We start from the raw sequence: 22,298 nt of genomic DNA, 5'->3' as shown, positions 1-22,298 counted from the left end.
TCTCCGTATCGGGTTGAGTGCGTCAGTGCACCCGACTAGAATATGACGAACTATTCAGGTTTTACTATTCGCATTGGCAAACCGCTCATGACCGACCGCCGAAACGCCCGATCGCCACGCGCAAGCAGCCTCGGCAGGCGCGCTCGACCCGCCTCGTCGAGGACGTCCTGCAGGCCGCTATTCAGGTTTTGGCGAGCGAAGGCGCGCAGCGCTTCACGATGGCGCGCGTCGCCGAGCGGGCCGGCGTGAGCGTCGGCTCGCTGTACCAGTACTTCCCGAACAAGGCGTCCGTGCTGTTCCGGCTCCAGCACGACGAGTGGCGGCAGACGCACGACATGCTGTGCGCGATCCTGCAGGACACGCGCAAGACGCCGCCCGAGCGGCTACGCGCGGCCGTGCATGCGTTCATCCGTTCGGAATGCGACGAAGCGCCGATGCGGACCGCGCTCGACGATGCCGCTCCGCTCTATCGCGACGCCCCCGAGGCGCAGGACGTGAAGGCCGAGGGCAACCGGGCGTTCAGCGCGTTCATCCGCGAAGCGCTGCCCGACGTGCCCGACGCCACCCATGCGCTCGCGTGCGAGCTGATCCTGACGACGCTCACGACGGGCGGCAAGGCGTTCTCCGAAACCGCGCGCACGCCCGCGGAAATCGACGCGTACTCGGACGCGATGGCCGACATGTTCTGCGCGTATCTCGCGCATCTCGCGCGCAGTTGAAGCCCGCGTCGGGACGGAAACCATGCACGCGCACCGGCCTCCCGGGCCACCTTGAAAGCCATTCGTAACGTCCAATGCCCCCCCGCCCGCCGACCCTGCATTCAAATAGTCGCCTTAACGGATTCGAACTAGGCGTATACACGCGTGTCGGCGCGACGGAGCCCCGTTGCACGCCGATATAAGCGCTGCGACATGCGCTGCATGCTCTTCCCCCGATGGGACGTGATGGGCCGCTCGCCTAACCTTCGCTACGGCAAAGCACACGCGACGGGGTCGACCACACCATGCGTCGTCCGACGCGACACCCTCGCGATCGTTTCGATTCGCCCGTCACGACACGCACCGCGCGTCATGCGTCCCCGCGACGTTGCCGATCAATCCAACCAGATACGAGACACCCTGACGACGGTTCGCTGCGGGCCGTTTCAGCATGCTGATAAAGGAGCAAGCTCATGAGTGATACCCCGGTGCAGCCGACGGTCGGCGTCGGCGCGGAAGAAACCGGCTCAGGCGTCAACGGCGCCATCGACCGGTACTTCGGCATTTCGTCGCGCGGCAGCACGCAGCGCCGCGAGATCATTGCCGGCGTGACCACCTTCCTCGCGATGGTCTATTCCGTGTTCGTCGTGCCCGGCATGTTCGGCAAGGCCGGCTTCGACACGAGCGCCGTGTTCGTCGCGGTCTGTCTCACCACCGCGTTCGGCTCGCTGCTGATGGGCCTGTGGGCGAAGCTGCCGATCGCGATCGGCTGCGCGATCTCGCTGACCGCGTTCACCGCGTTCGGGCTCGTGCTGGGCAAGGGGCTGCCTCCGACGGTCGCGCTCGGCGCCGTGTTCCTGATGGGTCTCGTGTTCACCGGCATCTCGATCACCGGCGTGCGTTCGTGGATCCTGCGCAATCTGCCCGCGGGCGTCGCCCACGGCACCGGGATCGGCATCGGCCTGTTCCTGCTGCTGATCGCGTCGAACGACGTCGGCCTCGTGATCAAGAACCCGGGCGCCGGCCTGCCGGTGTCGCTCGGCCAGATCACCGCGTTCCCGGTGATCATGTCGGTCGTCGGCCTCGCCGCGATCTTCGGCCTCGAAAGGCGTCGCGTGCCGGGCGGCATCCTGCTCGTCGTGATCGCGATCTCGGTGTTCGGGCTGATCTTCGATCCGGGCGTGAAATACCGCGGCATCTTCGCGCTGCCGTCGCTGAGCGCACCGGGCCACGCATCGCTGATCGGCGCGATGGACATCAAGGGCGCGCTGTCGATGGCCGTGCTGCCGAGCGTGCTCGCGCTGGTGATGACCGCCGTGTTCGACGCGACCGGCACGATCCGCGCGGTCGCGGGCCAGGCCGGCCAGCTCGACGCGAACGGCCGCATCGTCAACGGCGGCCGCGCGCTGACCGCCGATTCGATCAGCTCGATCTTCTCCGGCTTCCTCGGCGGCGCGCCGGCGGCGGCCTACATCGAGTCGAGCGTCGGCGTGGCCGCCGGCGCGAAGACGGGCCTCGCGGCCGCGGTGGTCGGCTTGCTGTTCCTCGTCGTGATGTTCTTCTCGCCGCTCGCGGGTCTCGTGCCGTCGTATGCGACCGCGCCCGCGCTGATGTACGTCGGGCTGCTGATGCTCGGCAGCGTGAGCAAGCTGCACATGGACGACATGGTCGACGCGATGTCGGGCCTCGTGTGCGCGGTGTTCATCGTGCTGACCGCGAACATCGTGACGGGCATCATGCTCGGCTTCTCGACGCTCGTGATCGGCCGCGTCGCCAGCGGCGAATTCCGCAAGCTCAACGTCGGCACCGTGCTGATCGCGGCCGTGCTCGTCACGTTCTATCTCGGCGGCTGGGCGATCTGAGCGCGACACATGCGCGACGTCGCCTGCAGAAGGGCGGCGCGCATCGGGACGATACCGTCTCCTCCACCATCGTCGTTGATGGTTTCCCGCCTGGGAACGCGAGTTTCCAGGCTTTTTTTATCGGTGCGGCGCACTGCGCGAAAACGTCGCGACGCTCATTCGCGCGCGGTGCTACGATCGCGTTTTGCCCCTTCAGGAGTCGCGATGAACCCACTTGGCATCGTCTCCGAATCGACCACCCGGGCCTCGGCGCGCAAGCCGCCGTTCATTCCGTCGTTCGGCTTCCACGAAGTGCATGAATCGCAGCCGATCGACGCGCCGCCCGCATCCATCATCGATGTCGTCGCCTCGCTCGACATGCGCGCCGATCCCGTCATCGACACGCTGCTGACGGTACGAGAATTCCCGGCAGCCGTCGCCGGCGCGCTGCGCCACGCGCCGGCCCGCCCCGAACGCGCGCGCTTCGGCTTCGACACGTTCACGCCGCTCCATCGCGACGACACGTCGCTGTCGCTCGGCCTCGTCGGACGCTTCTGGCGCCCGACGCCCGACGTGCGCCCCGTCGCCGATGCCGACGCGTTCGTCCGGCACGACGACCCGCGCGACGCGAAGCTGGTGCTCCGGTTCGAGGTCGTCGGGCTCGCATCGGGCGCGCACATCCTGCGCACCGAAACCTTCGTCCATTGCCCGAGCGCGCGCACGCGCTGGCTGTTCACGCCGTACTGGCTCGCGATCCGGCTGGGCAGCGGCTGGATCCGGCGCCGCACGCTGGCGGCGGTCGAGATGGCGCTCGCCTGAACGCGCCGCGTCAGAACGGCTTGATCACGGCCAGCCCGACGACGAGCGCCATCCCGACGATCACCGCGCCCGCCGCGTGCCCGAGCCACGGCGCCGGCACGACGACGAGATCGTCGCGCGCCATGCGCCGCAGCGCGCCGGCCAGGATCCCGTGCAGCACCGACAGCGCGACGACGAGCGCGAGCTTCACCGACAGCCACGCGGCGCCGAACCAGTGACCGCTCAGCGCGATCGCGATGCCGGCGATCCAGACGATCGCGAGCGCCGTCACCGTGCGATCCCAGCGCCGCACCGCGCGATGCACGGCGAGGTTCGCGATCCGGACCGCGACAGACGACAACAACAACCCGCCGACGAACGTGACGACGGCAACCAGATGCACGGCCTTCAGCATCAGATAGATCATTGCGCGTGCCGCCTGCGCGCGATCCAGCCGGCGCTCGCGAGCCCCGCGAACGGCACGATGGCCGACAGCACGAGCCGCGCGACCTCGCCCTTGCTCCACAGCCCGCTCGATGCGGTGCCGACCACCGCCCACACGTACATCGCGAACGCGATGCCGTGAACCGGGCCCATGATCGACACCGCGACCGGGTAGCCGGCCAGATGCTTGAGCGGCACGGCCACGCAGACCAGCGCGACGAGCGTGGTCGCCTCCAGCAGCGACAGGTATTGCAGGTTCCGCAACGCGTTGCGATCGTCTTGTTTCATCGGCAGGGCTCCAGGTGGTCCGCCGCGATTGTCGCGTGTGGTGCCGGCCCGAGCCATTGGCTAGAATGACATCTTTCAACGGATTCTGGCCACGGCCGCAACGCCATGCACACGGTCGCCGTTCTTGCCTTGCCCGATGTCGTCCCGTTCGACCTCGGCGTCGCCTGCGACACGTTCGTGCGCGTGCGAGCGCCCCATGTCGAACAGGCGTACCGAGTACGCGTGTTCAGCGAGCAGCCGCGCGTCGGCGGCGACCTGTTCGAGCTGCGCCCGCCGTTTCGCCTCGATGCGCTGGCCGACGCCGATACGATCATGGTCCCCGGCACGTCGGTGCCGCTCGCGCCGACGTCGCGCCGCGTGCTCGACGCGCTGCGCGCGGCGGCCGCGCGCGGATGCCGGATCGCGTCGATCTGCAGCGGCGCGTTCGTGCTCGCGGAAGCCGGGCTGCTCGACGGCCTGCGCGCGACGACGCACTGGCTCGCGGCCGCCGAACTCGCGCGCCGCTATCCGACCGTCGACGTCGACCCGAACGTGCTGTTCGTCGACAACGGCCGGATACTGACCTCGGCCGGCGCGGCGGCCGGCCTCGATCTGTGCCTGCACATGATCCAGACCGACTACGGCGCGGCCGTCGCCGTCGACGCGGCCCGCAACGCGGTGGCGCCGCGCGTGCGCGAAGGCGGCCAGGCGCAGTTCATCGCGCCCGAATGGCCGGTCGGCGGCGACGGGCTGCACGACCTGATGGACTGGTTGCACGCGAACCTGCGCCAGCCGCTGACGCTCGACGCGATCGCGCGCAAGGCGTCGACGAGCGTGCGCACGCTGACGCGGCGCTTCCAGGAGCAGACGGGCACGTCGCCGGGGCAATGGCTGCAGACCGCACGCGTCAGGCATGCGCAGCAGTTGCTGGAGGTGACCGAACTGTCGATCGAACATGTGGCGACGGAAGCCGGGTTCGGCTCGGTTACCGCCTTTCGCGAACGCTTCGCGCGCATCGTCGGCACGTCGCCGCAGCGCTATCGGCAGGCGTTTCGCGCACGCGCCGATGCGTGACCCTCATCGGGCTCGCCCCCCGAACCCGCCGCCCCCTTTCGCGCCAACCGGACCCGACCGATGACCCGCATCCGCAATCCCCTGAACATCGCGCAGCTCCAGGCGTTCGTCTCCGCCGCGCATCTGAAGAGCCTGCGCGCCGCCGCGCGCGAGCTGGGCGTCACGCAGCCGGCGATCACGCATACGATCCGCGAGCTCGAAACGGCGCTCAACGCGGAGCTGCTCGTACGCAGCGTGCGCGGCGTCGAGCTGACCGCCTGCGGCGCGGCGCTGCTGCCGCGCGCCGAGCAGTTGCTCGGCGACGTCCGCCGCACGGTCGAGGCCGTCGAGCAGGTGAAAGGCGAGATGTCGGGCCGCGTCGCGGTCGGCACGATGCCGTCGATCGCGCTGACCGCGTTGCCGCACGCGGTGACGGCGTTCCGCCGGTCGATGCCGAACGTGAGCCTGCATCTGGAGGAAGTGACGGTGCCGGACGCGCTCGCGCAGTTGCGCAACGGCACGCTCGACATCGCTGCGATGCACCATGTGCCCGCGCTCGACCGCGATTTCACGCAATTGCCGCTGCTGTCGACCGAATTCACGATCGTGATGCGCGACGGTCATCCGCTTGCGCACGCGCGCCGGTTAGAGGAACTGCTCGACGCCGAGTGGATCGTCACCGTCGGCGCCGAGCAGTTTCCGCACAGCGTGATGGTCGGGATGTTCGAGGCGCACGGGCTGCCGCTGCCGAAACGTTTGCTGCGCTCGCCGATGTCGTTCGCGGTGACGCTGGGGCTCGTCGCGCGCTCGGACGTGATCGGCTGCTTCACGCGCCCGCTCGCCGCGATGGTCGCGCCGCTCGGCATCCGCACGGCCGAACTCGACGAAAGCATGCCGCGCTTCGACCTGTCGATCATCGCGCGGCGCGACCTGCTGCCCACGCCGGCCGTGTCGCACTTCGCCACGTGCCTGCAGCGCGCGGTCAACGAAACGCTCGGCTGAATCGTTCCTGTGTATGAAACGGCGGTGCGTCCGACGCGCCGCCGCCGGGCCCGGTATCGGGGCTTGTCCTAGGCGCCCTGCCGGTATTTTGTCTTGATAATCTTTCGCACGTCGCGCGCCCCCATCGGGCGGGCGAAACGGACTGTCCGACGCGAAGCCGCGGCGGGCCGAAGGCTTACGGCGCGGCACAACCGCGCACCCATCGAACAAAACGAGGAGTCACCGAGTGAAAAAGATTCTTGCGGCAGTGACCGTGGCCCTGCTCGCCGTATCGGCCGGCAGTGCATACGCGAAGGACTGGTCGACCGTGCGGTTCGGCGTGGACGCCAGCTACCCGCCTTTCGAATCGAAAGGCGCCGACGGCAAGGTCGTCGGCTTCGACGTGGATCTCGGCAACGAGATCTGCCGCCGCATCAACGCGAAGTGCGTGTGGATCGAAAACGACTTCGACGGGATGATCCCGGCGCTGAAGGCCCGCAAGTTCGACGGCGTGCTGTCGTCGATGTCGATGACGCCGGCGCGCGCCGAGCAGATCGCGTTCTCGTCGAAGCTGTTCAACACGCCGACGCGCCTCGTCACGAAGAAGGGCGCGAACCTGCAGCCGACGGCCGAATCGCTGAAGGGCAAGTCGGTCGGCGTCGAGCAGGGCACGATCCAGGAAACCTACGCGAAGACGTACTGGGCGTCGAAGGGCGTGAACGTCGTGCCTTACCAGAACCAGGACCAGGTCTACGCCGACCTGATCTCCGGCCGTCTGGACGGTGCGCTGCAGGACGCGGTGCAAGCCGAGATCGGCTTCCTGAAGACGCCGCGCGGCGCGAACTTCGACTTCGCCGGCAAGGACCTCGACGATCCGAAGACGCTCGGCAACGGCGCCGGTATCGGCCTGCGCAAGGAAGACACCGACCTGAAGACGAAGATCGACGGCGCGATCGCCGGCATGCGCAAGGACGGCACGTACGACAAGATCGCGAAGAAGTACTTCGATTTCGACGTCTACGGCAAGTAATCCGGCTGAACGACGCGCGATTCGGCGCGACGGGAACGGGCTCCGCGAGGAGCCCGTTTTTTTTTGCGCGCGGCGCGGGCAGCGTTATTTTTTCCGCGCCAACCCGATGATTCTCAACGGAAAACCGAACGCTCCGGCACCGGTTTGATGGCGGCGAGGAAGGCAACGTACAATCGATCTTCCACGCACACGGATCATTCGCGGCTGCGCCGCACTCCCCTCATCATGCAAACGCAGACCCATCCGCTGATTTCCCCCGCCGTCGGCACCGAACGCCAGATCACCAGCTTCCACTACGGCCCGCGCGGCGGCAAGAAGGTCTACATCCAGTCGTCGCTGCACGCGGACGAGCTGCCCGGCATGCTGGTCGCCACGCTGCTGCGTCGCAAGATCGCCGCGCTGGAGACGGCCGGCAAGCTGCAAGGCGAAGTCGTCATCGTGCCCGTGCCCAATCCGATCGGCCTGTCGCAACACGTGTTCGGCGATCACCTCGGCCGCTTCGAGCTCGGCTCGATGCAGAACTTCAACCGCAATTTCCACGATCTCGCGGCGCTCGTGCTGCCGCATGTCGAAAGCCGCCTCACGAACGACGCGCAGCGCAATCTCGCCGTCGTACGCGCGGCGATGCGCGAAGCGCTCGATGAACAGAAGCCGCGCACCGAACTCGACTCGCAGCGTCTTGCGCTGCAGAAGCTGTCGTTCGACGCCGATATCGTGCTCGACCTGCATTGCGACAGCGATGCGGTGATGCACCTCTACACGAATCCCGATCTGTGGGCGGACGTCGAGCCGCTGGCGCGCTATCTCGATGCCAAGGCGTCGCTGCTCGCGCTGAATTCGGTCGGCAACCCGTTCGACGAAATCCACAGCTTCTGCTGGTCGGATCTGCGCAACCGCTTCGGCGATCGCTTCCCGATCCCGAACGGCGCGATTTCCGTCACGGTGGAACTGCGCAGCGAACGCGACGTGTCGTACGAGTTCGCGGAAAAGGACGCGCAGGCGATCGTCGACTACCTGACCGAGCGCGGCATCGTCGAAGGCACGCCAGCGCCGCTGCCGCCGCTCGCGCATCCGGCCACGCCGCTCGCGGGCACCGATCCGCTCGTCGCGCCCGTGTCGGGCGTGATCGTGTTCCGCACGCCGGTCGGCGCGATGATCGAGGCCGGCCAGGCCGTGGCCGACATCGTCGATCCGCTGACCGATCGCGTCGTCACGCTGAAGAGCAGCGTGTCGGGCGTGCTGTACGCGCGCCAGGTCGTGCGCTTCGCGACGGCCGGCATGGAAGTCGCGCGCATCGCCGGCGCGACCGCGATCCGTACCGGTTCGCTGCTGTCGGCCTGAGCCTGCGCGCGGCCCGCGCGCCGGGCCGCGGCGCGCATCGCACGCCATCGGCTGCATCAAACGAAATCGCCCGCTTGCGCGGGCGATTTGCTTTCCGGAGCCGGCGTCGGCAGCCGATGCTGCGCCGCCGGCGCGCTGCGCGCGAAGGACGTTCAGAACGCCGGCACGATCGCGCCGCCGAACTTCTGGTCGATGAACTTGCGCACGTCGTCCGATTCATAGGCCGCGACGAGCTTCTTCACCCACGGCTTGTCCTTGTCCTGCGCGCGCACCGCGATCAGGTTCGCGTACGGCCCGCGCAGATCCTCGATCGCGATCGCGTCCTTCACCGGCGTGAGCCCGGCCTTCACTGCGTAGTCGGTGTTGATCGACGCGGCGTCGAGGTCGGGCAGCGCGCGCGGCAGTTGCGCGGAATCAAGCTCGACGATCTTGATCTTCTTCGGGTTCTCGGCGATGTCGAGCGGCGTCGCATTCACGCCGTTCGCGCCGACACCCGGCTTCAGCTTGATCACGCCGTACTTCTGCAGCAGCAGGAGCGCGCGGTTGCCGTTCGACGGATCGTTCTGGATCCCGACCTTCGCGCCCGTCGGCAGATCCTTCAGCGACTTGAGCTTCTTCGAATAGAAGCCCATCGGCGCGGTATAGGTGAGCCCCACGTTGACGATCTTGTAGCCGCGCTGCTTGATCTGGCTGTCGAGGAACGGCTGGTGCTGGAAGCCGTTCGCATCGAGATCGCCGGAATCGAGCGCCGCGTTCGGCTGCACGTAGTCGTTGAATTCGATGACCTTGATCGCGAGGCCTTCGCGCGCGGCGACTTTCGTCACCTCGGTCCAGATCTGCGCGTCGGGGCCGCTCATCGTGCCGATCTTCAGCGTTTGGGAGTCGGCGTGCGCGCCGGGTGCGGCGAATGCCAGCGCGGCGGCGAGTGCGCCGAGGCCGGTCAGAATCGAACGTCGCATGGGGTGTCCTCTTGTCCCGTGTCGTTTGTTGGAGCACGGATCGTGGCACGCGGCGCGGACGCGGCAAACCAAGCTTATTTCATGTGCATATTCCGGATGGGGATCGAATCTCAGCCGAAATCGGTATAACTCCCGCTATACAACCCGGGCAGAATTTAGGGCCTGCTTGCAGGCCTCAATGTCGCATCGGCACCACAGATTCGTCATATGACAGTCGCTGTCATATTCATTACGTGGCCCGCCGATAAAGTTGCGCCGGTCCGTGAAAGCGCTCCATAGAGAGCGCCGGAACCGCAACTGGACACGCCATTCATTCGCTCGGAGAATCCTTTGAACAAGAAACTGTTGACCATCGCCGCCCTCGCAGCAACGGCCGGCACGGCGCACGCACAAAGCAGCGTGACCCTGTACGGCGTCATCGATGCCGGTATCAGCTACGTGAACCACAGCAAGACCGCCAACGGCGGCAGCAGCAAGCTGTTCAAGTACGACGACGGCGTGGCCCAGGGCAGCCGTTGGGGCCTGCGCGGCACCGAAGACCTCGGTGGCGGCCTGAAGGCGATCTTCGTGCTCGAAAACGGCTTCAACAGCGGTAACGGCACGATCGGCCAAGGCGGCGCGATCTTCGGCCGCCAGGCTTACGTCGGCCTGAGCCAGGCGCAATACGGCACGGTCACGTTCGGCCGCCAGTACTCGTTCTCGACCGACATCCTCGGCTCGAACTACTCGACCGGCGGCAACACGGTCGCGGGTAACTACGCGTACCACGTGAACGACATCGACCAGCTGACGTCGAGCCGCATCAACAACGCGGTGAAGTTCCAGAGCGCGAACTACGCCGGCTTCACGTTCGGCGCGTTGTACGGCTTCTCGAACTCGACCGACTTCGCCGGCGCACCGTCGACGACGACGGGCACCACGACGACGGCCGGTTCGTCGCGCGCATACAGCTTCGGCCTGAACTACGCGAACGGCCCGTTCTCGCTCGGCGCCGCATACACGGACATCCGCTTCCCGAGCCAGTCGACGCCGGCCTTCTCGACGTCGATCGCGAACATCGCGCTGACGAACATCCGCGACCTGCGCACGTATGGCGTCGGCGGCCGCTATGTCTTCGGCCCGGCAACGGCATGGCTGCTGTGGACGCGCACGCAGTTCACCCCGATCGCGGCAGGCGCATCGGGCACGTTCTACAACGCATACGAAGCAGGCGTGAAGTATGCGTTCACGCCGGCGCTGTCGGCGGCAGCGGGCTACACGTACACGAACGCGACGCAAAGCGGCAGCTCGGCGCACTGGAACCAGGGCAACGTGGGCCTCGACTATGCACTGAGCAAGCGTACGGACGTGTACGGCCTGGTCATCTACCAGAAGGCATCGGGCAACAACGTGCAGGCGCAGATCGGTTCGAGCACGAGCTACTTCAATACGTCGGGCAACGGTTCGTCGAACCAGCTGGCTGCTCGCGTCGGTATCCGTCACAAGTTCTAAAGCATCCGCTTAACTGTCCGCGTCACGCGCGGATCAGGACGGCACGCAGCGCCCCGCTCGACGCGGGGCGCTTTTTTATGCGCTTTTAAGTTTCGCTTAATTCTGGGCTGAGACGATGCTCTCACCCCCCCTGTTGGCCGCCTGAGCATCGGCGGCTTTTTTTTTGAGACACCCTACGGCACCGCCATCAACTGCCCACAAGACAGGATCGGAGGCCACGATGATCGAAGATACCGTTTTCAGCCATCTGCACGCGATTCTGACGTGCCAACACTCGCTGCCGGTCCAGAGCTGCCGCGTCTCGGTGGAAATGCAGCGGCCATGGGGCCGTCCGTATCGCCTCGTCGAGTGGACGATGCATCTCGATGCACCCGCGCGGCGCCAGATCGTGCCGGCCGAATCGACCGACGCAGAGATCGCCGAGGTCGTCGCGTCGCACGTGCCGGGCCGGCTTTACGGCGACGGCCGGCTGCAGTTCTGAACGCGTTTCCACTCCCCCCATTTCCCGTCCGCCGGCCGCGCCGCACGCATCGTGCGGCAGTCGGTCTCGTTTGACGCGGCAACGAAACCTGCTACGCTGCGCGTTTTCGTCCACGTCACACACGATGGAAAACGCATTCAACGAACGTGGCGTCATGGTCACGCGCAACGGCCTGTCGGCCGCCGGGCAGGTATTCGCACTGCGTGACATCCGCCAGGTCGATGTCGTCAAGATTCCAAAGAACCGTCTCGTGCCGTCGCTGATCTCGCTGATCGGCGCGGCCATCGCCGTCGCGGGCGGCATCGGCGCATCGAGCGCCGCGCTGGTGGTCGGCGTGATGCTCGTCGTCGTCGGCTATCTCGCGTGGGCCACGCAGGACATCACGTATCGGCTGATGGTCGAGATGCCCGACGGCAAGCGCGAAGCGCTGTCGAGCGTCGACGCCGCGTTCGTCGAACGCGTCGCGCAGGTCGTGCGCGATGCGCAGTCCGCCACCGCCGCCGGCTGATTCCACTCCATTCGTGCACGCTTCGACTCGCGCTTGCCGCACGCCTGCGGCGAGCGTCGGCGCGCGCGGCCTGTCCGTCGAATCGCGTGCCATGCGCCGCTCCACACGCACCTCGCCTCCACGGCGGACGCCGACCGCCTAGTATGGAAAGAGCGGCTCGCCGCCGCATCGTCCGAGGAGGCCAGCATGAACGCTCAATCGCTGTCCGGCATGCTTCGCGCACAGGAACTGCTGATCGTGTCGATGATCCGCGCGCTTCCCCCTGACACACGCCGCGCGCTCGTCGAGCTCTACACCGAACAGATCGCGTTCGCCGAACAGGCCGGCATCGAAAGCCACAGCGATCGCGCCACGCACGACGCGTTCATCGCGCATGCGCGCAACCTGCTGATTCGCATCGAAGCGCTGGCTTAGCCCCTGTTTCTCTCAAATTTGCGCCACGGCTCGCCCGAGCCGTGCATGCAAGTGCTCACTCGCATGCGCCGCTTTGCGTTCTTGTATTGATAATAATTCTCATTTAAACTGACAAGGTTGTCAGTTGCCTTTCAAATCGCCGTTTGCCGCACGTCGCGCGCAAACGGGCCAGCCAGGTGAACGCGTCGCCCAGCCAGCCTTCGGGCTTGTTATCGTCAATGGGAGACCACCTGTGCATTGCTATACGCTGGCGCGGCGGCCGATCTGTGCCGCGCTGTTCGGCGCGTTCGGCCTGTCCGCTGCCCCGGCTCACGCCGATTCGTCGCCGCAAGGCGCCAACCCGCCTTCCGCCGTTCTGACCACCGCCGCCGCGTCCGCGCGCGGCGATGCGGCGCTGCTCGATCCCGTCACCGTCACGGCCACCCGCACCGCCACCGCGGCGAGCCGCACGGCGGCGTCCGTGTCGGTGATCACCGACGAGGATCTCGAAGAACAGCAGGTCACCAACATCAAGGACGCGCTGCGCTACGAGCCGGGCATTACGGTGCGCCGCACCGCGTACCGGCCGGGCAGCGCCGCGCTCGGCGGCGGCCGCGACGGCGATTCGAGCATCAACATCCGCGGCCTCGAAGGCAATCGCGTGCTGCTGATGGAAGACGGCATCCGCCTGCCGAACGCGTTTTCGTTCGGTCCGCTCGAAGCGGGCCGCGGCGACTACGCCGATCTCGACACGCTCAAGCGCATCGAGATCCTGCGCGGGCCGGCGTCGGCGCTGTACGGCAGCGACGGCCTGACCGGCGCGGTGAACTTCATCACGAAGGACCCGCGCGACCTGCTGTCGATCTACGGAAAGCCCTACTACTTCTCGTTCCGGCCGAGCTACGACTCGACCGACCGCAGCATCGGCGCGACCGTGTCGGCCGCGGGCGGCAACGATCGCATCCAGGGGATGATCATCGCCGACGGCCGGCGCGGCCACGAGGTCGACACGCGCGGCAGCAACAATTCGGCGAGCACGCTGCGCACGACGTCGAACCCGCAGGACGTCTATTCGGAATCGCTGCTCGGCAAGCTCGTGCTGACGCCCACCGCGCGCGACACGATCAAGTTCACCGCCGAAACGGTGCAGCGGCGCGTGAGCACCGACGTGCTGTCGGCGATCAATGCGCCGGCCACGCTCGGCCTCACGACGCACGACCGGCTCGAGCGCAACCGCTTCAGCGTCGACTACGACTTCCGCGACGACACGTTCCGCTGGTTCCAGACCGCGCACGTGCAGTTCTACTACCAGGACGCGAAGCAGGACCAGTACGCGTTCGAGACGCGCGGCAGGCAGCCGTCGCGTTCGCGCGACAACCAGTACAAGGAACGCACGTTCGGCGGCGCCGCATTCGCCGAAAGCGGCTTCGCGACCGGCCCGCTCGCGCACAAGCTGCTCTACGGCGTGGACGGCAGCGTCTCGCGCGTGACGAACCTGCGCGACGGCACGGTGCCGGGCGTCGGCGAAGCGTTTCCGAACAAGGCGTTCCCCGACACCGACTACACGCTGTTCGGCGCGTTCGTGCAGGACCAGATCGGCTACGGCCGCCTGCTCGTCACGCCGGGCCTGCGCTTCGACACGTACCGGCTGAGCCCGACCGAAAACGATCCGCTGTTCACCGGCAAGGCCGTGTCGACGAGCGCGAACGAACTGTCGCCGCGCGTCGCCGTGCTCTACGAGATCACGCCCGCCGTCATTCCGTACGTGCAGTACGCGCACGGCTTCCGTGCGCCGACGCCCGACCAGGTGAACAGCAGCTTCTCGAACCCGGTGTACGGCTACACGTCGATCGGCAATCCGAACCTGAAGCCCGAAACCAGCGACACGTTCGAAGCCGGCCTGCGCGGCAAGGCCGGCACCGGCTACGGCGTCGTGCGCTACAGCGCGGCCGCGTTCACCGGCCGCTACCGCAACTTCATCTCGCGCACGACGATCGCCGGCAGCGGCCGGCCGGTCGACCCGTTCGTGTTCCAGTACGTGAACTTCGCCGACGTGCGCATCCACGGCGTCGAAGGCCGCGCCGAATGGGTGATGCCGAACGGCATCACGCTGAAGACGGCGATGGCCTTCACGAAGGGTTCGACGCAGGACAACGGCGCGGCCAGCCAGCCGCTCGACACGATCAATCCGTTCTCGGCCGTGTTCGGCGTGCGATATGAACCGAGCGAACGCTGGTTCGTGCAGACCGACCTGCTGTTCCAGGCCGCCAAACGCGACAAGGACATCCCGGCGAACGCGTGCCCGGGGGCGAGAACGTCGTGCTTCGCGCCACCGTCTTCATTCGTCGTCGACCTGCGCGGCGGCTACCGCTTCAACAAGCACGTGAGCGCGACCATCGGCATCCGCAACCTGTTCGACCGCAAGTACTGGAACTGGTCGGACGTGCGCGGCATCGCGGCCGATTCGCAGGTGCTCGACGCGTATTCGTCGCCCGGCCGCACGGTCGCCGTCAGCATGAAAGTGGATTTCTGATGCGCGTCGCCCGCGCGCCCACCCCAACCGTTACTCGAAGGAGTCCGACATGATGCAATCCGCCCTTCCCGGTCAATCGGCCACGCCGGCCCGCGCGGCCGCCGCGCTGCGCGACGCGTTCGTCAAGCTCAAGACCGAGCGTCAGCTGCGCAACCGCGACGTCGCGCAGGCGCTCGGCGTCAGCGAAGGCGAGGCGCTCGCCGCGTTCGTCGGCGAGCACGTCGTGCGGCTCGACGCGCGCTTTCCGGCGATGTTCGAGGAAATGCCGCGCCTCGGCCGCGTGATGGCGCTGACGCGCAACGACACGGCCGTCCACGAAAAGGACGGCGAATATGCGCAGATGAGCCACGACGGCCCGGTCGGCCTCGCGCTCGGCGACATCGACCTGCGCATCTTCTATCGTCACTGGGTGTCGGCGTTCGCGGTGCGCGACGAGACCGCGCACGGCCCGCTGAAGAGCCTGCAGTTCTTCGATGCGCAGGGCCATGCGATCCACAAGGTCTATCTGCGCGCGCACAGCGATCACGCCGCGTACGACGCGTTCGTCGAACGCTGGCGAGCACCGTCGCAGGAGCCGGGCCTCGCGGTTGCGCCCGCTACGCCGAAAACGCCCGAGCGCGCCGATAGCGAGATCGACGTCGCGGGCTTTCGCGCCGCATGGGACGCGATGACCGACACGCACCAGTTCTTCGGCATCACGCAGCGCTTCGGCGTGAGCCGCATGCAGGCGCTGCGCCTCGCCGATCCGCACTACGCGTATCCGGTCGAAACCGCGCATGCGTTGCGCCACGTGCTCGAACACGCGGCGAAAAGCGGCCAGCCGATCATGGTGTTCGTCGGCAACGCGGGGATGATCCAGATCCATACGGGCCCCGTCGCGAACGTGCGCGAGGTCGGCGCGTGGATCAACGTCCTCGATCCGGGCTTCAACCTGCATGTGCGCGAGGACCTGATCGCCGCCGCATGGGTCGTGAAGAAGCCGACGAGCGACGGCATCGTCACGTCGCTCGAGCTGTTCGACCGGCAGGGCGACCACGTCGCGCTGCTGTTCGGCGAGCGCAAGCCCGGCAAGGTCGAGCGCGACGACTGGCGCGCGCTCGTCGCGACGCTGCCGGCGGCCGCATGCGGGGCCGCGCGGTGAGCGCGCGGCCGTTCGATCCGCGCCGCCGGTCGCTGCTGGCCGGCGCCGCGACCGGTGCGCTCGCGGGCGCGCTGCCCGCCGGCGTGCTCGCCCAGGTCGCTGCCGCCGCGCCGAAACGCGTGATCGTGATCGGCGGCGCGCTGGCGGAAACCGCGTTCGCGCTCGGCGGCACCGAGACGCCGCGTTACCGGCTCGTCGGCGCGGACACGACCTGCACGTATCCCGACGCCGCGAAGCGCCTGCCGAAGGTCGGCTACCAGCGCGCGCTATCGGCCGAAGGGCTGCTGTCGCTGCGGCCCGATCTCGTGCTGGCCTCCGCGGAAGCCGGCCCGCCAACGGCGATCGCGCAGGTGAAAGGCGCCGGCGTCACGGTGACGACGTTCGACGAGCGCCACGACGTCGAATCGGTGCGCGCGAAGATCACCGGCGTCGCCCAGGCGCTCGACGTACGCGACGCCGGCACCGCGCTGTTGCAACGCTTCGATCGCGACTGGCAGGCCGCGCGCGACGCGGTCGCCGCGCGCGTGCCCGGCGGCGCGCAGCCGCCGCGCGTGCTGTTCGTGCTGAACCACACCGGCACCCAGGCGCTCGTCGCGGGCCAGCGCACGGCCGCCGACGCGATGATCCGCTACGCGGGCGCGCGCAACGCGATGCAGGGCTTCGAGCACTACAAGCCGCTGACGACCGAGGCGCTCGCGGCGGCCGCGCCCGACGTCGTGCTGATCTCCGACGAAGGGCTGGCGGCCGTCGGCGGCCACGCCGCGCTGCTCGCGACGCCCGGCTTCGGCGCGACGCCAGCCGGCCGCGCGCGGCGCGTCGTGTCGCTCGACGCGCTGTTCCTGCTCGGCTTCGGCCCGCGCCTGCCGCTCGCCGTCACGACCCTGCATCGACGCCTGTCGGATGCGCTCGCCTGATTCCGGATCGACCCGATGCCCGCTCACGCTTCGCCCTTCAACGCGCCGTCGCCCGCCTCGCGCGCCGGCGCCGCACGCATCGGCACGTCGCGCCGCTTCGCGCCGTTCGTCCTCGCCGCGCTCGCCGTTCTGGTGGGCGCGATGTCCGTCGTCGCGCTGTGCGTCGGCGCGTACCGCATTCCGCTGGCGCAAGCCTGGGCCGCGCTGAGCGGCGACGCGGCCGCGCAGCAGGCGCGCGCGGTGCTGCTCGACATCCGCGCGCCGCGCGTCGTGCTCGCGCTGCTGGTCGGCGGCGGCTTCGGCGCGACCGGCGCCGCGATGCAGGCGCTGTTCCGCAATCCGCTCGCCGATCCGGGGCTCGTCGGCGTGTCGAGCGGCGCCGCGCTCGGCGCGACCACGCTGATCGTGCTCGGCCCCATGCTCTTTGCCGCGCACGCGAGCGCAGCCGCGCTGCCGGTTGCCGCGTTCGCGGGCGGCCTCGCGGTCGCGGCGCTCGTCTACCGGCTGGCCGCGTCGCGCGGCCGGCTCGCGCTGCCGCTGCTGCTGCTCGCCGGCATCGCGATCAATGCGCTGGCCGGCGCGGCGATCGGGCTGCTCACGTTCGTCGCCGACGACGCGCAGCTGCGCTCGCTGACCTTCTGGAGCCTCGGCAGCCTCGGCGGCGCGCAATGGTCGACGCTCGCGGCCGTCGCGCCGTGCGTCGCGCTCGGCTGCATGCTGCTCGTGCGCGAACGCGATGCGCTGAACGCGCTGCAACTCGGCGAAACCGAAGCGCTGCATCTCGGCGTGCCCGTGCAGCGACTGAAGCGGCGCGTGCTCGTCGCGGTCGCGCTCGCGGTCGGCGCACTCGTGTCGTGCGCGGGCATCATCGGCTTCATCGGGCTCGTCGCGCCGCATTGCGTGCGCCTCGCGTGCGGCCCCGACCAGCGCATCGTACTGCCCGGCGCCGCGTTGCTCGGCGCGTTGCTGACGCTCGCGGCCGATCTCGCCGCGCGCACCGTCGCCGCGCCCGCCGACATTCCGCTCGGCGTGCTGACCGCGCTGCTCGGCGCGCCGTTCTTCCTCGCGCTGCTGTGGAAGAACCGCGGCGCGCTCGGCGGCTAATCCCTTCTTCACGACGACCATGCTGACCGCCCATCACCTCGACGTCGCCCGCCGGCACGACACGATCCTGCGCGACCTGTCGCTGTCGATCGAACCCGGCCGCGTGACCGCGCTGCTCGGCCGCAACGGCGCGGGCAAGAGCACGCTGCTGAAAACCTTCGCCGGCGAGCTGACCGGCAGCGTCGCGCCGAACGGCGTGCGCGTGACGGGCGACGTCACGCTGAACGGCGAACCGCTCGCGCGCATCGATGCGCCGCGGCTCGCGTGCCTGCGCGCGGTGCTGCCGCAGGCCGCGCAGCCCGCGTTCCCGTTCAGCGTCGACGAAATCGTGCTGCTCGGCCGCTATCCGCATGCGCGGCGCAGCGGCGCCACGTCACATCGCGATCGCGACATCGCGTGGCGCGCGCTCGAACGCGCGGGCGCCGATGCGCTCGTCGGCCGCGACGTCACGACGCTGTCCGGCGGCGAGCTCGCACGCGTGCAGTTCGCCCGCGTCCTCGCGCAGCTGTGGCCGGACCACGACGCGACGGAACCCGGCCCGCGCTATCTGCTGCTCGACGAGCCGACCGCCGCGCTCGATCTTGCGCACCAGCACCGGCTGCTCGATACCGTGCGCGCCGTCGCGCGCGAATGGCAGCTCGGCGTGCTCGCGATCGTCCACGATCCGAACCTCGCCGCGCGACATGCGGACACGATCGCGATGCTCGCCGACGGCACGATCGTCGCGCAGGGTGCACCGCGCGACGTGATGACGCCGGCCCACATCGCGCTGTGCTACGGTTTCGCGGTGAAGATGGTGGAAACCGGCGACGGGACGCCGCCGGTGATGGTGCCCGCGTAGCGCGGGCGTGTGTCCCATGATCGTAGCGTCGTGCGCTGCCGTCAGCGGCGGCGTTCGCTCGATATTGTTCGTCTGCCCCTTTCGAGGAAACCTCCGTGCCGCTTCCGATGACCCGCATCATCCTGTACGTCCGCGACGTCGCGTTGCTGAAGGCGTTCTATCAACGCTATTTCGCGCTGCCCGTCATCGAGGAGATCGACGGCGAATGGGCCGTGTTGGACGCAGGCGCAATTGAACTTGCGCTGCATCGGGCCGGGCCGGCGTTCCGTGATGCGGTCGCATTCGCAAACACGAACGCGCACGCAGCCACCAGCAACGTGAAACTCGTATTCACGATCGACGCCGATATCGACACGTATCGCGACCGGCTCGCCCGCGACGGCGTGACCGTGCGCGATCTGAAGCGCTACGACGGCTTTCCGTACCGGATGGTCGACGGCGTCGATCCGGAAGGGAACGTCTTTCAGCTGATGCAGCCGGACTGAGCGCCGGCGCGGCAACCTCCGGCGCGAGCGCTCAACGCTCGACATCCGCCGCGCCGAAGCTCCGCATCTTCCAGCCGAGCCGCACCGCGAGCATTCGCATCGAGAAGCCGGCCGCCAGCGCGACGAGCGTCGCGAATCCCGCGTCGATGCCGACATGCTGCACCCCGACATACAGCGCGCCCGTGACGAACGCGACGCTCGCATACAGTTCCTCGCGCAGGATCAGCGGCATCTCGTTGCAGAGTAAATCGCGCAGCATCCCGCCGCACACGCCCGTGATGGCGCCGGCCAGAACGACGATGATCGGCGCCGTGCCGGTCGACGCGCCGATGTCGCAGCCGATGATCGTGAACGCCGCGAGGCCGATCGCGTCGACGGTGACGAACAGCGTCTTCATCCGCGCGACGTGCCGGGCCGCCCACGACGCGACGGTCGCCGCGACGAGCGTGATCACCAGGTATTCGGGATGCGCGATCCAGCCGAGCGGATAGTGGCCGAGCAGCACGTCGCGCACGGTGCCGCCGCCGAGTGCCGTCACCGCGCCGACGAGCGCGAGCCCGAAGCGGTCCATCCCGCGACGCATGCCCATCAGCGCCCCCGACATCGCTTCCGCGACGATCGCAATCAGATAGAGCGTATGCATCGTGCGCGTCAGTCGTCGGTCCGGAACAGGTCGAGCACGCGTTCGCGCTCGGCCGCATCGACGGCGGCCGGCATCGGTTCGCCGCGCTTGCCGTCGCCGGCCGGTGCATCGGACGCATCCGACGCATCGACGGCCGCCGCGCCGCCGCACGCAAAGCGGCTGCGGATATACACCGGCACGTCGGCCGTACACGTGCCGCGCGTGTATTCGGCGTAGACGAAATCGCCGTCGACCAGCGCGACGTCCTGCGGCGGCGTCGCATCGACCGGCGTGCGCCCGTCGACGGCCGTCTTCATGTAGTCGAGCCAGACCGGCAGCGCAAGCGTCGCGCCGGTCGCGCGCCCCATCGGGCGCGGCGTGTCGTAGCCGAGCCACGCGACCGCGACGATGCCCGACGAATAGCCGGCGAACCATACGTCCTTCGACCCGTTCGACGTGCCCGTCTTGCCGGCCGCGTCGTCGCGCCTGAGCGCGAGCGCGCCGCGCGCGGTGCCGGCGCGCACGACGTCGCGCAGCATGCTGTCCATCACGAACGCATTGCGCGCCGACACGACCCGCTCGCCTGCCGGCACGGTCGCCTCGTACATCGCGCCGCCGTGACGCTGCTTCACCGACAGGATCAGGCGCGGCTCCATCCGCGTGCCGCCGTTCGCGAACACGCTGTACGCGCTCGCGAGTTCGAGCGGCGTCACGGCGCCCGCGCCGAGCGCGAGCGGCAGCGACGCCGGATTGCGCTGCGCGTCGAAGCCGAAATGCACCGCATGCTGCTGCACGTAGCGCGCGTCGGTGGCCTGCATCAGGCTGACCGCGACCAGGTTCTTCGAGCGCACGAGCCCGCGCCGCACCGGGATGAAGCCTTCGTAGCGATTGCCGAAATTGCGCGGACGCCACGGCCGCGCGCCGGTTTCCGCGTGCGTGAGCGTGCGCTGCGTATCGTCGACGAGCACGCCGGGGAAGTAGCCCTTCTCCAGCGCCGCCGAATAGACGAACGGCTTGAAGCTCGACCCCGGCTGCCGATACGCCTGCAGCGCATGGTCGAACACGTTGCGATTGAAATCCGCGCCGCCGACCAGCGCGAGCATGTCGCCGGTGGCCGCATCGAGCGACACGAGCGCGCCTTCGAGGCCGTTGCGCGCATCGCGTGTCGCGCGCGACTGGCGGCTCAACGTGCGATCGAGCGCGGCCTCGGCGGCGCGCTGGTCGCGCATCGAGATCGTCGTCGTCACGTCGAGGCCGAGCGTGTACGCGTCGTCATGAAACCGCTCGACCATCATCCGGCGCGCCCGCTCGGCGACGTACGGCGCCGCGATGATCCCCGGCGGCGGCGTGGTCGCCAGCGCGATCGGCGCGTCGACGGCCGCGCGATACGCCGCATCGTCGAGCTGGCCGAGCGCATGCATCCGGCCGAGCACGTAGTTGCGCCGTGCGGTCGCGCGCGCAGGGTTGACGACCGGGTTGAACGCGGACGGCGCCTTCGGCAGCCCGGCGAGTACGGCCGCCTCGCCCGCGCTCAACGCGTCGAGCGGCTTGCCGAAGTACACGTGCGCGGCGGCCGCGAAGCCGTATGCGCGCTCGCCCAGATAGATCTCGTTCATGTACAGCTCGAGCAGCTTGTTCTTGCTGTATGCGCGTTCGAGCTTGGCCGCCATCAGGATCTCGGCGAGCTTGCGGCTCAGCACCTTGTCGCGCGTCAGGTAGAAGTTGCGCGCGACCTGCATCGTGATCGTGCTGCCGCCCTGCCCCGGCTGGCCGGTCACGACGTTCGCGAACGTCGCGCGCGCGAGGCCGCCGACATCGACCGGGCCGTGCTCGTAGAACTTTGCGTCCTCGGCCGCGAGCAGCGCGTGGCGCATCAGCGGCGGGATGCGTTCGAGCGGCACGAACTCGCGCCGCTCGACGCCGTATTCGGCCAGCAGATCGCCGTCGCGCGAGAAGATCCGCAGCGGCAGCGCGGGACGATAGACGGCCAGGTGCTCGACGGACGGCAGCTGCGTCCAGATGCGATCGATCGTCCAGGCGCCGATGCCCGCGCATGCGAGCGTCAGGCCGAGCAGCGCGCCCGCGAGCGTGCGCCATACGCGGCGGCGGCGCGGCGGTGTGGAGGGCGGCGCGGGCGGCGGAGGCGGATTGGCGGTGGGGTCGGTCATGTCGAGCTCCTTCTTCAGTGCCGCGACGACCGGCGCGAGACAGGCGCCGATCGGTCACGAAAGGCGCGCATTGTCGAAGGGATGGCATGAAACCGGAACATTCTTTAGCCAAAGTTTGGCTGGCTAAATTTTATTTAGGAAAGCGCTTTGGAGCCCGCTCGCACCGTGTATGCGGGTTTGCGGCATTCGTCGCGACGAGCGCGCC

General features: G+C 68.5%; 21 protein-coding genes and 1 pseudogene. 17 read left to right on the top strand and 5 right to left on the bottom strand.

Annotation, left to right across the window (positions count from 1 at the left end; genetic code table 11):
- The first annotated feature begins 42 nt into the window (after positions 1-42).
- The 3 genes and pseudogenes from HWX55_RS03440 to HWX55_RS03430 all read left to right on the top strand — a co-directional run bounded on the left by HWX55_RS03440 (position 43) and on the right by HWX55_RS03430 (position 3,358).
- Positions 43-719: pseudogene (locus HWX55_RS03440) on the top strand (TetR family transcriptional regulator).
- Positions 720-1,171: 452 nt separating this feature from the next.
- Positions 1,172-2,560, top strand: a complete 1,389-nt coding sequence (locus HWX55_RS03435; RefSeq protein WP_244140478.1) for an NCS2 family permease — start codon at positions 1,172-1,174, stop codon at positions 2,558-2,560.
- Between the two features lie 204 nt (positions 2,561-2,764).
- Positions 2,765-3,358 (top strand): hypothetical protein, encoded by a 594-nt coding sequence (locus HWX55_RS03430; protein WP_175973946.1) that lies wholly within the window; start codon positions 2,765-2,767, stop codon positions 3,356-3,358.
- 10 nt (positions 3,359-3,368) lie between these two features.
- Here HWX55_RS03430 and HWX55_RS03425 read toward each other — a convergent pair whose 3' ends face one another.
- Positions 3,369-3,764: a hypothetical protein gene (locus HWX55_RS03425; RefSeq protein WP_175973944.1), complete on the bottom strand. Its 396-nt coding sequence runs from the start codon at positions 3,762-3,764 to the stop codon at positions 3,369-3,371.
- Positions 3,761-4,069, bottom strand: a complete 309-nt coding sequence (locus tag HWX55_RS03420; RefSeq protein WP_175973942.1) for a DUF3817 domain-containing protein — start codon at positions 4,067-4,069, stop codon at positions 3,761-3,763. The genes HWX55_RS03425 and HWX55_RS03420 overlap by 4 nt, the downstream gene beginning before the upstream one ends.
- Positions 4,070-4,174: 105 nt before the next feature.
- Here HWX55_RS03420 and HWX55_RS03415 point away from each other — a divergent pair, with 105 nt between their 5' ends.
- From HWX55_RS03415 to HWX55_RS03400, 4 genes are all read left to right on the top strand, one after another.
- Positions 4,175-5,122 carry a helix-turn-helix domain-containing protein gene (locus HWX55_RS03415; RefSeq protein WP_175973940.1) on the top strand — a complete coding sequence of 316 codons (948 nt, stop codon included), beginning with the start codon at positions 4,175-4,177 and terminating at the stop codon, positions 5,120-5,122.
- A gap of 60 nt (positions 5,123-5,182) precedes the next feature.
- Positions 5,183-6,103, top strand: a complete 921-nt coding sequence (locus tag HWX55_RS03410) for a LysR substrate-binding domain-containing protein (protein ID WP_175884508.1) — start codon at positions 5,183-5,185, stop codon at positions 6,101-6,103.
- A 226-nt stretch (positions 6,104-6,329) separates the two neighbouring features.
- Positions 6,330-7,112 carry an ABC transporter substrate-binding protein gene (locus tag HWX55_RS03405; protein WP_050012144.1) on the top strand — a complete coding sequence of 261 codons (783 nt, stop codon included), beginning with the start codon at positions 6,330-6,332 and terminating at the stop codon, positions 7,110-7,112.
- A 225-nt stretch (positions 7,113-7,337) separates the two neighbouring features.
- Positions 7,338-8,453 carry a succinylglutamate desuccinylase/aspartoacylase family protein gene (locus HWX55_RS03400; RefSeq protein WP_050012145.1) on the top strand — a complete coding sequence of 372 codons (1,116 nt, stop codon included), beginning with the start codon at positions 7,338-7,340 and terminating at the stop codon, positions 8,451-8,453.
- A gap of 152 nt (positions 8,454-8,605) precedes the next feature.
- Here HWX55_RS03400 and HWX55_RS03395 read toward each other — a convergent pair whose 3' ends face one another.
- The gene (locus HWX55_RS03395) at positions 8,606-9,412 is read right to left on the bottom strand and encodes a MetQ/NlpA family lipoprotein (protein WP_175973938.1); all 807 of its coding nucleotides are present in this window, start codon (positions 9,410-9,412) and stop codon (positions 8,606-8,608) included.
- Between the two features lie 330 nt (positions 9,413-9,742).
- On the opposite strand from HWX55_RS03395, the gene HWX55_RS03390 reads away from it, so the two are divergent.
- From HWX55_RS03390 to HWX55_RS03345, 10 genes are all read left to right on the top strand, one after another.
- Positions 9,743-10,903 (top strand): porin, encoded by a 1,161-nt coding sequence (locus tag HWX55_RS03390; RefSeq protein WP_050012147.1) that lies wholly within the window; start codon positions 9,743-9,745, stop codon positions 10,901-10,903.
- A 220-nt stretch (positions 10,904-11,123) separates the two neighbouring features.
- A complete protein-coding gene (locus HWX55_RS03385; protein WP_124555281.1) occupies positions 11,124-11,384 on the top strand; it encodes a DUF2866 domain-containing protein in 261 nt (86 codons plus the stop codon).
- Positions 11,385-11,508: 124 nt separating this feature from the next.
- Positions 11,509-11,892, top strand: a complete 384-nt coding sequence (locus HWX55_RS03380) for a DUF6232 family protein (protein ID WP_089437219.1) — start codon at positions 11,509-11,511, stop codon at positions 11,890-11,892.
- 186 nt (positions 11,893-12,078) lie between these two features.
- On the top strand, positions 12,079-12,306 hold the full coding sequence (locus HWX55_RS03375; protein ID WP_012339294.1) for a hypothetical protein: 228 nt from the start codon (positions 12,079-12,081) through the stop codon (positions 12,304-12,306).
- Positions 12,307-12,538: 232 nt separating this feature from the next.
- Positions 12,539-14,818 carry a TonB-dependent hemoglobin/transferrin/lactoferrin family receptor gene (locus tag HWX55_RS03370; protein ID WP_175973936.1) on the top strand — a complete coding sequence of 760 codons (2,280 nt, stop codon included), beginning with the start codon at positions 12,539-12,541 and terminating at the stop codon, positions 14,816-14,818.
- A gap of 49 nt (positions 14,819-14,867) precedes the next feature.
- A complete protein-coding gene (locus HWX55_RS03365; protein WP_175973934.1) occupies positions 14,868-15,959 on the top strand; it encodes a ChuX/HutX family heme-like substrate-binding protein in 1,092 nt (363 codons plus the stop codon).
- On the top strand, positions 15,956-16,873 hold the full coding sequence (locus HWX55_RS03360; RefSeq protein ID WP_175974148.1) for a helical backbone metal receptor: 918 nt from the start codon (positions 15,956-15,958) through the stop codon (positions 16,871-16,873). The genes HWX55_RS03365 and HWX55_RS03360 overlap by 4 nt, the downstream gene beginning before the upstream one ends.
- A gap of 15 nt (positions 16,874-16,888) precedes the next feature.
- Positions 16,889-17,977, top strand: a complete 1,089-nt coding sequence (locus HWX55_RS03355; RefSeq protein ID WP_175973932.1) for an iron ABC transporter permease — start codon at positions 16,889-16,891, stop codon at positions 17,975-17,977.
- Positions 17,978-17,996: 19 nt separating this feature from the next.
- Positions 17,997-18,818, top strand: a complete 822-nt coding sequence (locus HWX55_RS03350; RefSeq protein ID WP_175973930.1) for a heme ABC transporter ATP-binding protein — start codon at positions 17,997-17,999, stop codon at positions 18,816-18,818.
- Between the two features lie 95 nt (positions 18,819-18,913).
- Entirely contained in the window at positions 18,914-19,303 is a 390-nt protein-coding gene (locus HWX55_RS03345) for a VOC family protein (protein WP_175973928.1), read from the top strand.
- A 31-nt stretch (positions 19,304-19,334) separates the two neighbouring features.
- Here HWX55_RS03345 and HWX55_RS03340 read toward each other — a convergent pair whose 3' ends face one another.
- Together HWX55_RS03340 and HWX55_RS03335 are read right to left on the bottom strand one after the other, a co-directional pair.
- Complete coding sequence (locus HWX55_RS03340; RefSeq protein WP_175973926.1) at positions 19,335-19,946, bottom strand: trimeric intracellular cation channel family protein; 612 nt, start codon at positions 19,944-19,946, stop codon at positions 19,335-19,337.
- Positions 19,947-19,954: 8 nt separating this feature from the next.
- Complete coding sequence (locus HWX55_RS03335; RefSeq protein ID WP_175973924.1) at positions 19,955-22,093, bottom strand: PBP1A family penicillin-binding protein; 2,139 nt, start codon at positions 22,091-22,093, stop codon at positions 19,955-19,957.
- Positions 22,094-22,298: the final 205 nt, after the last annotated feature.

The sequence above is a fragment of the Burkholderia sp. BCC1047 genome, assembly GCF_902833155.1.
Lineage (GTDB): Bacteria > Pseudomonadota > Gammaproteobacteria > Burkholderiales > Burkholderiaceae > Burkholderia > Burkholderia sola.
The sequence above is the reverse complement of the archived record's forward strand: the minus strand, read 5'-3'. Positions and strand labels throughout refer to the sequence as shown.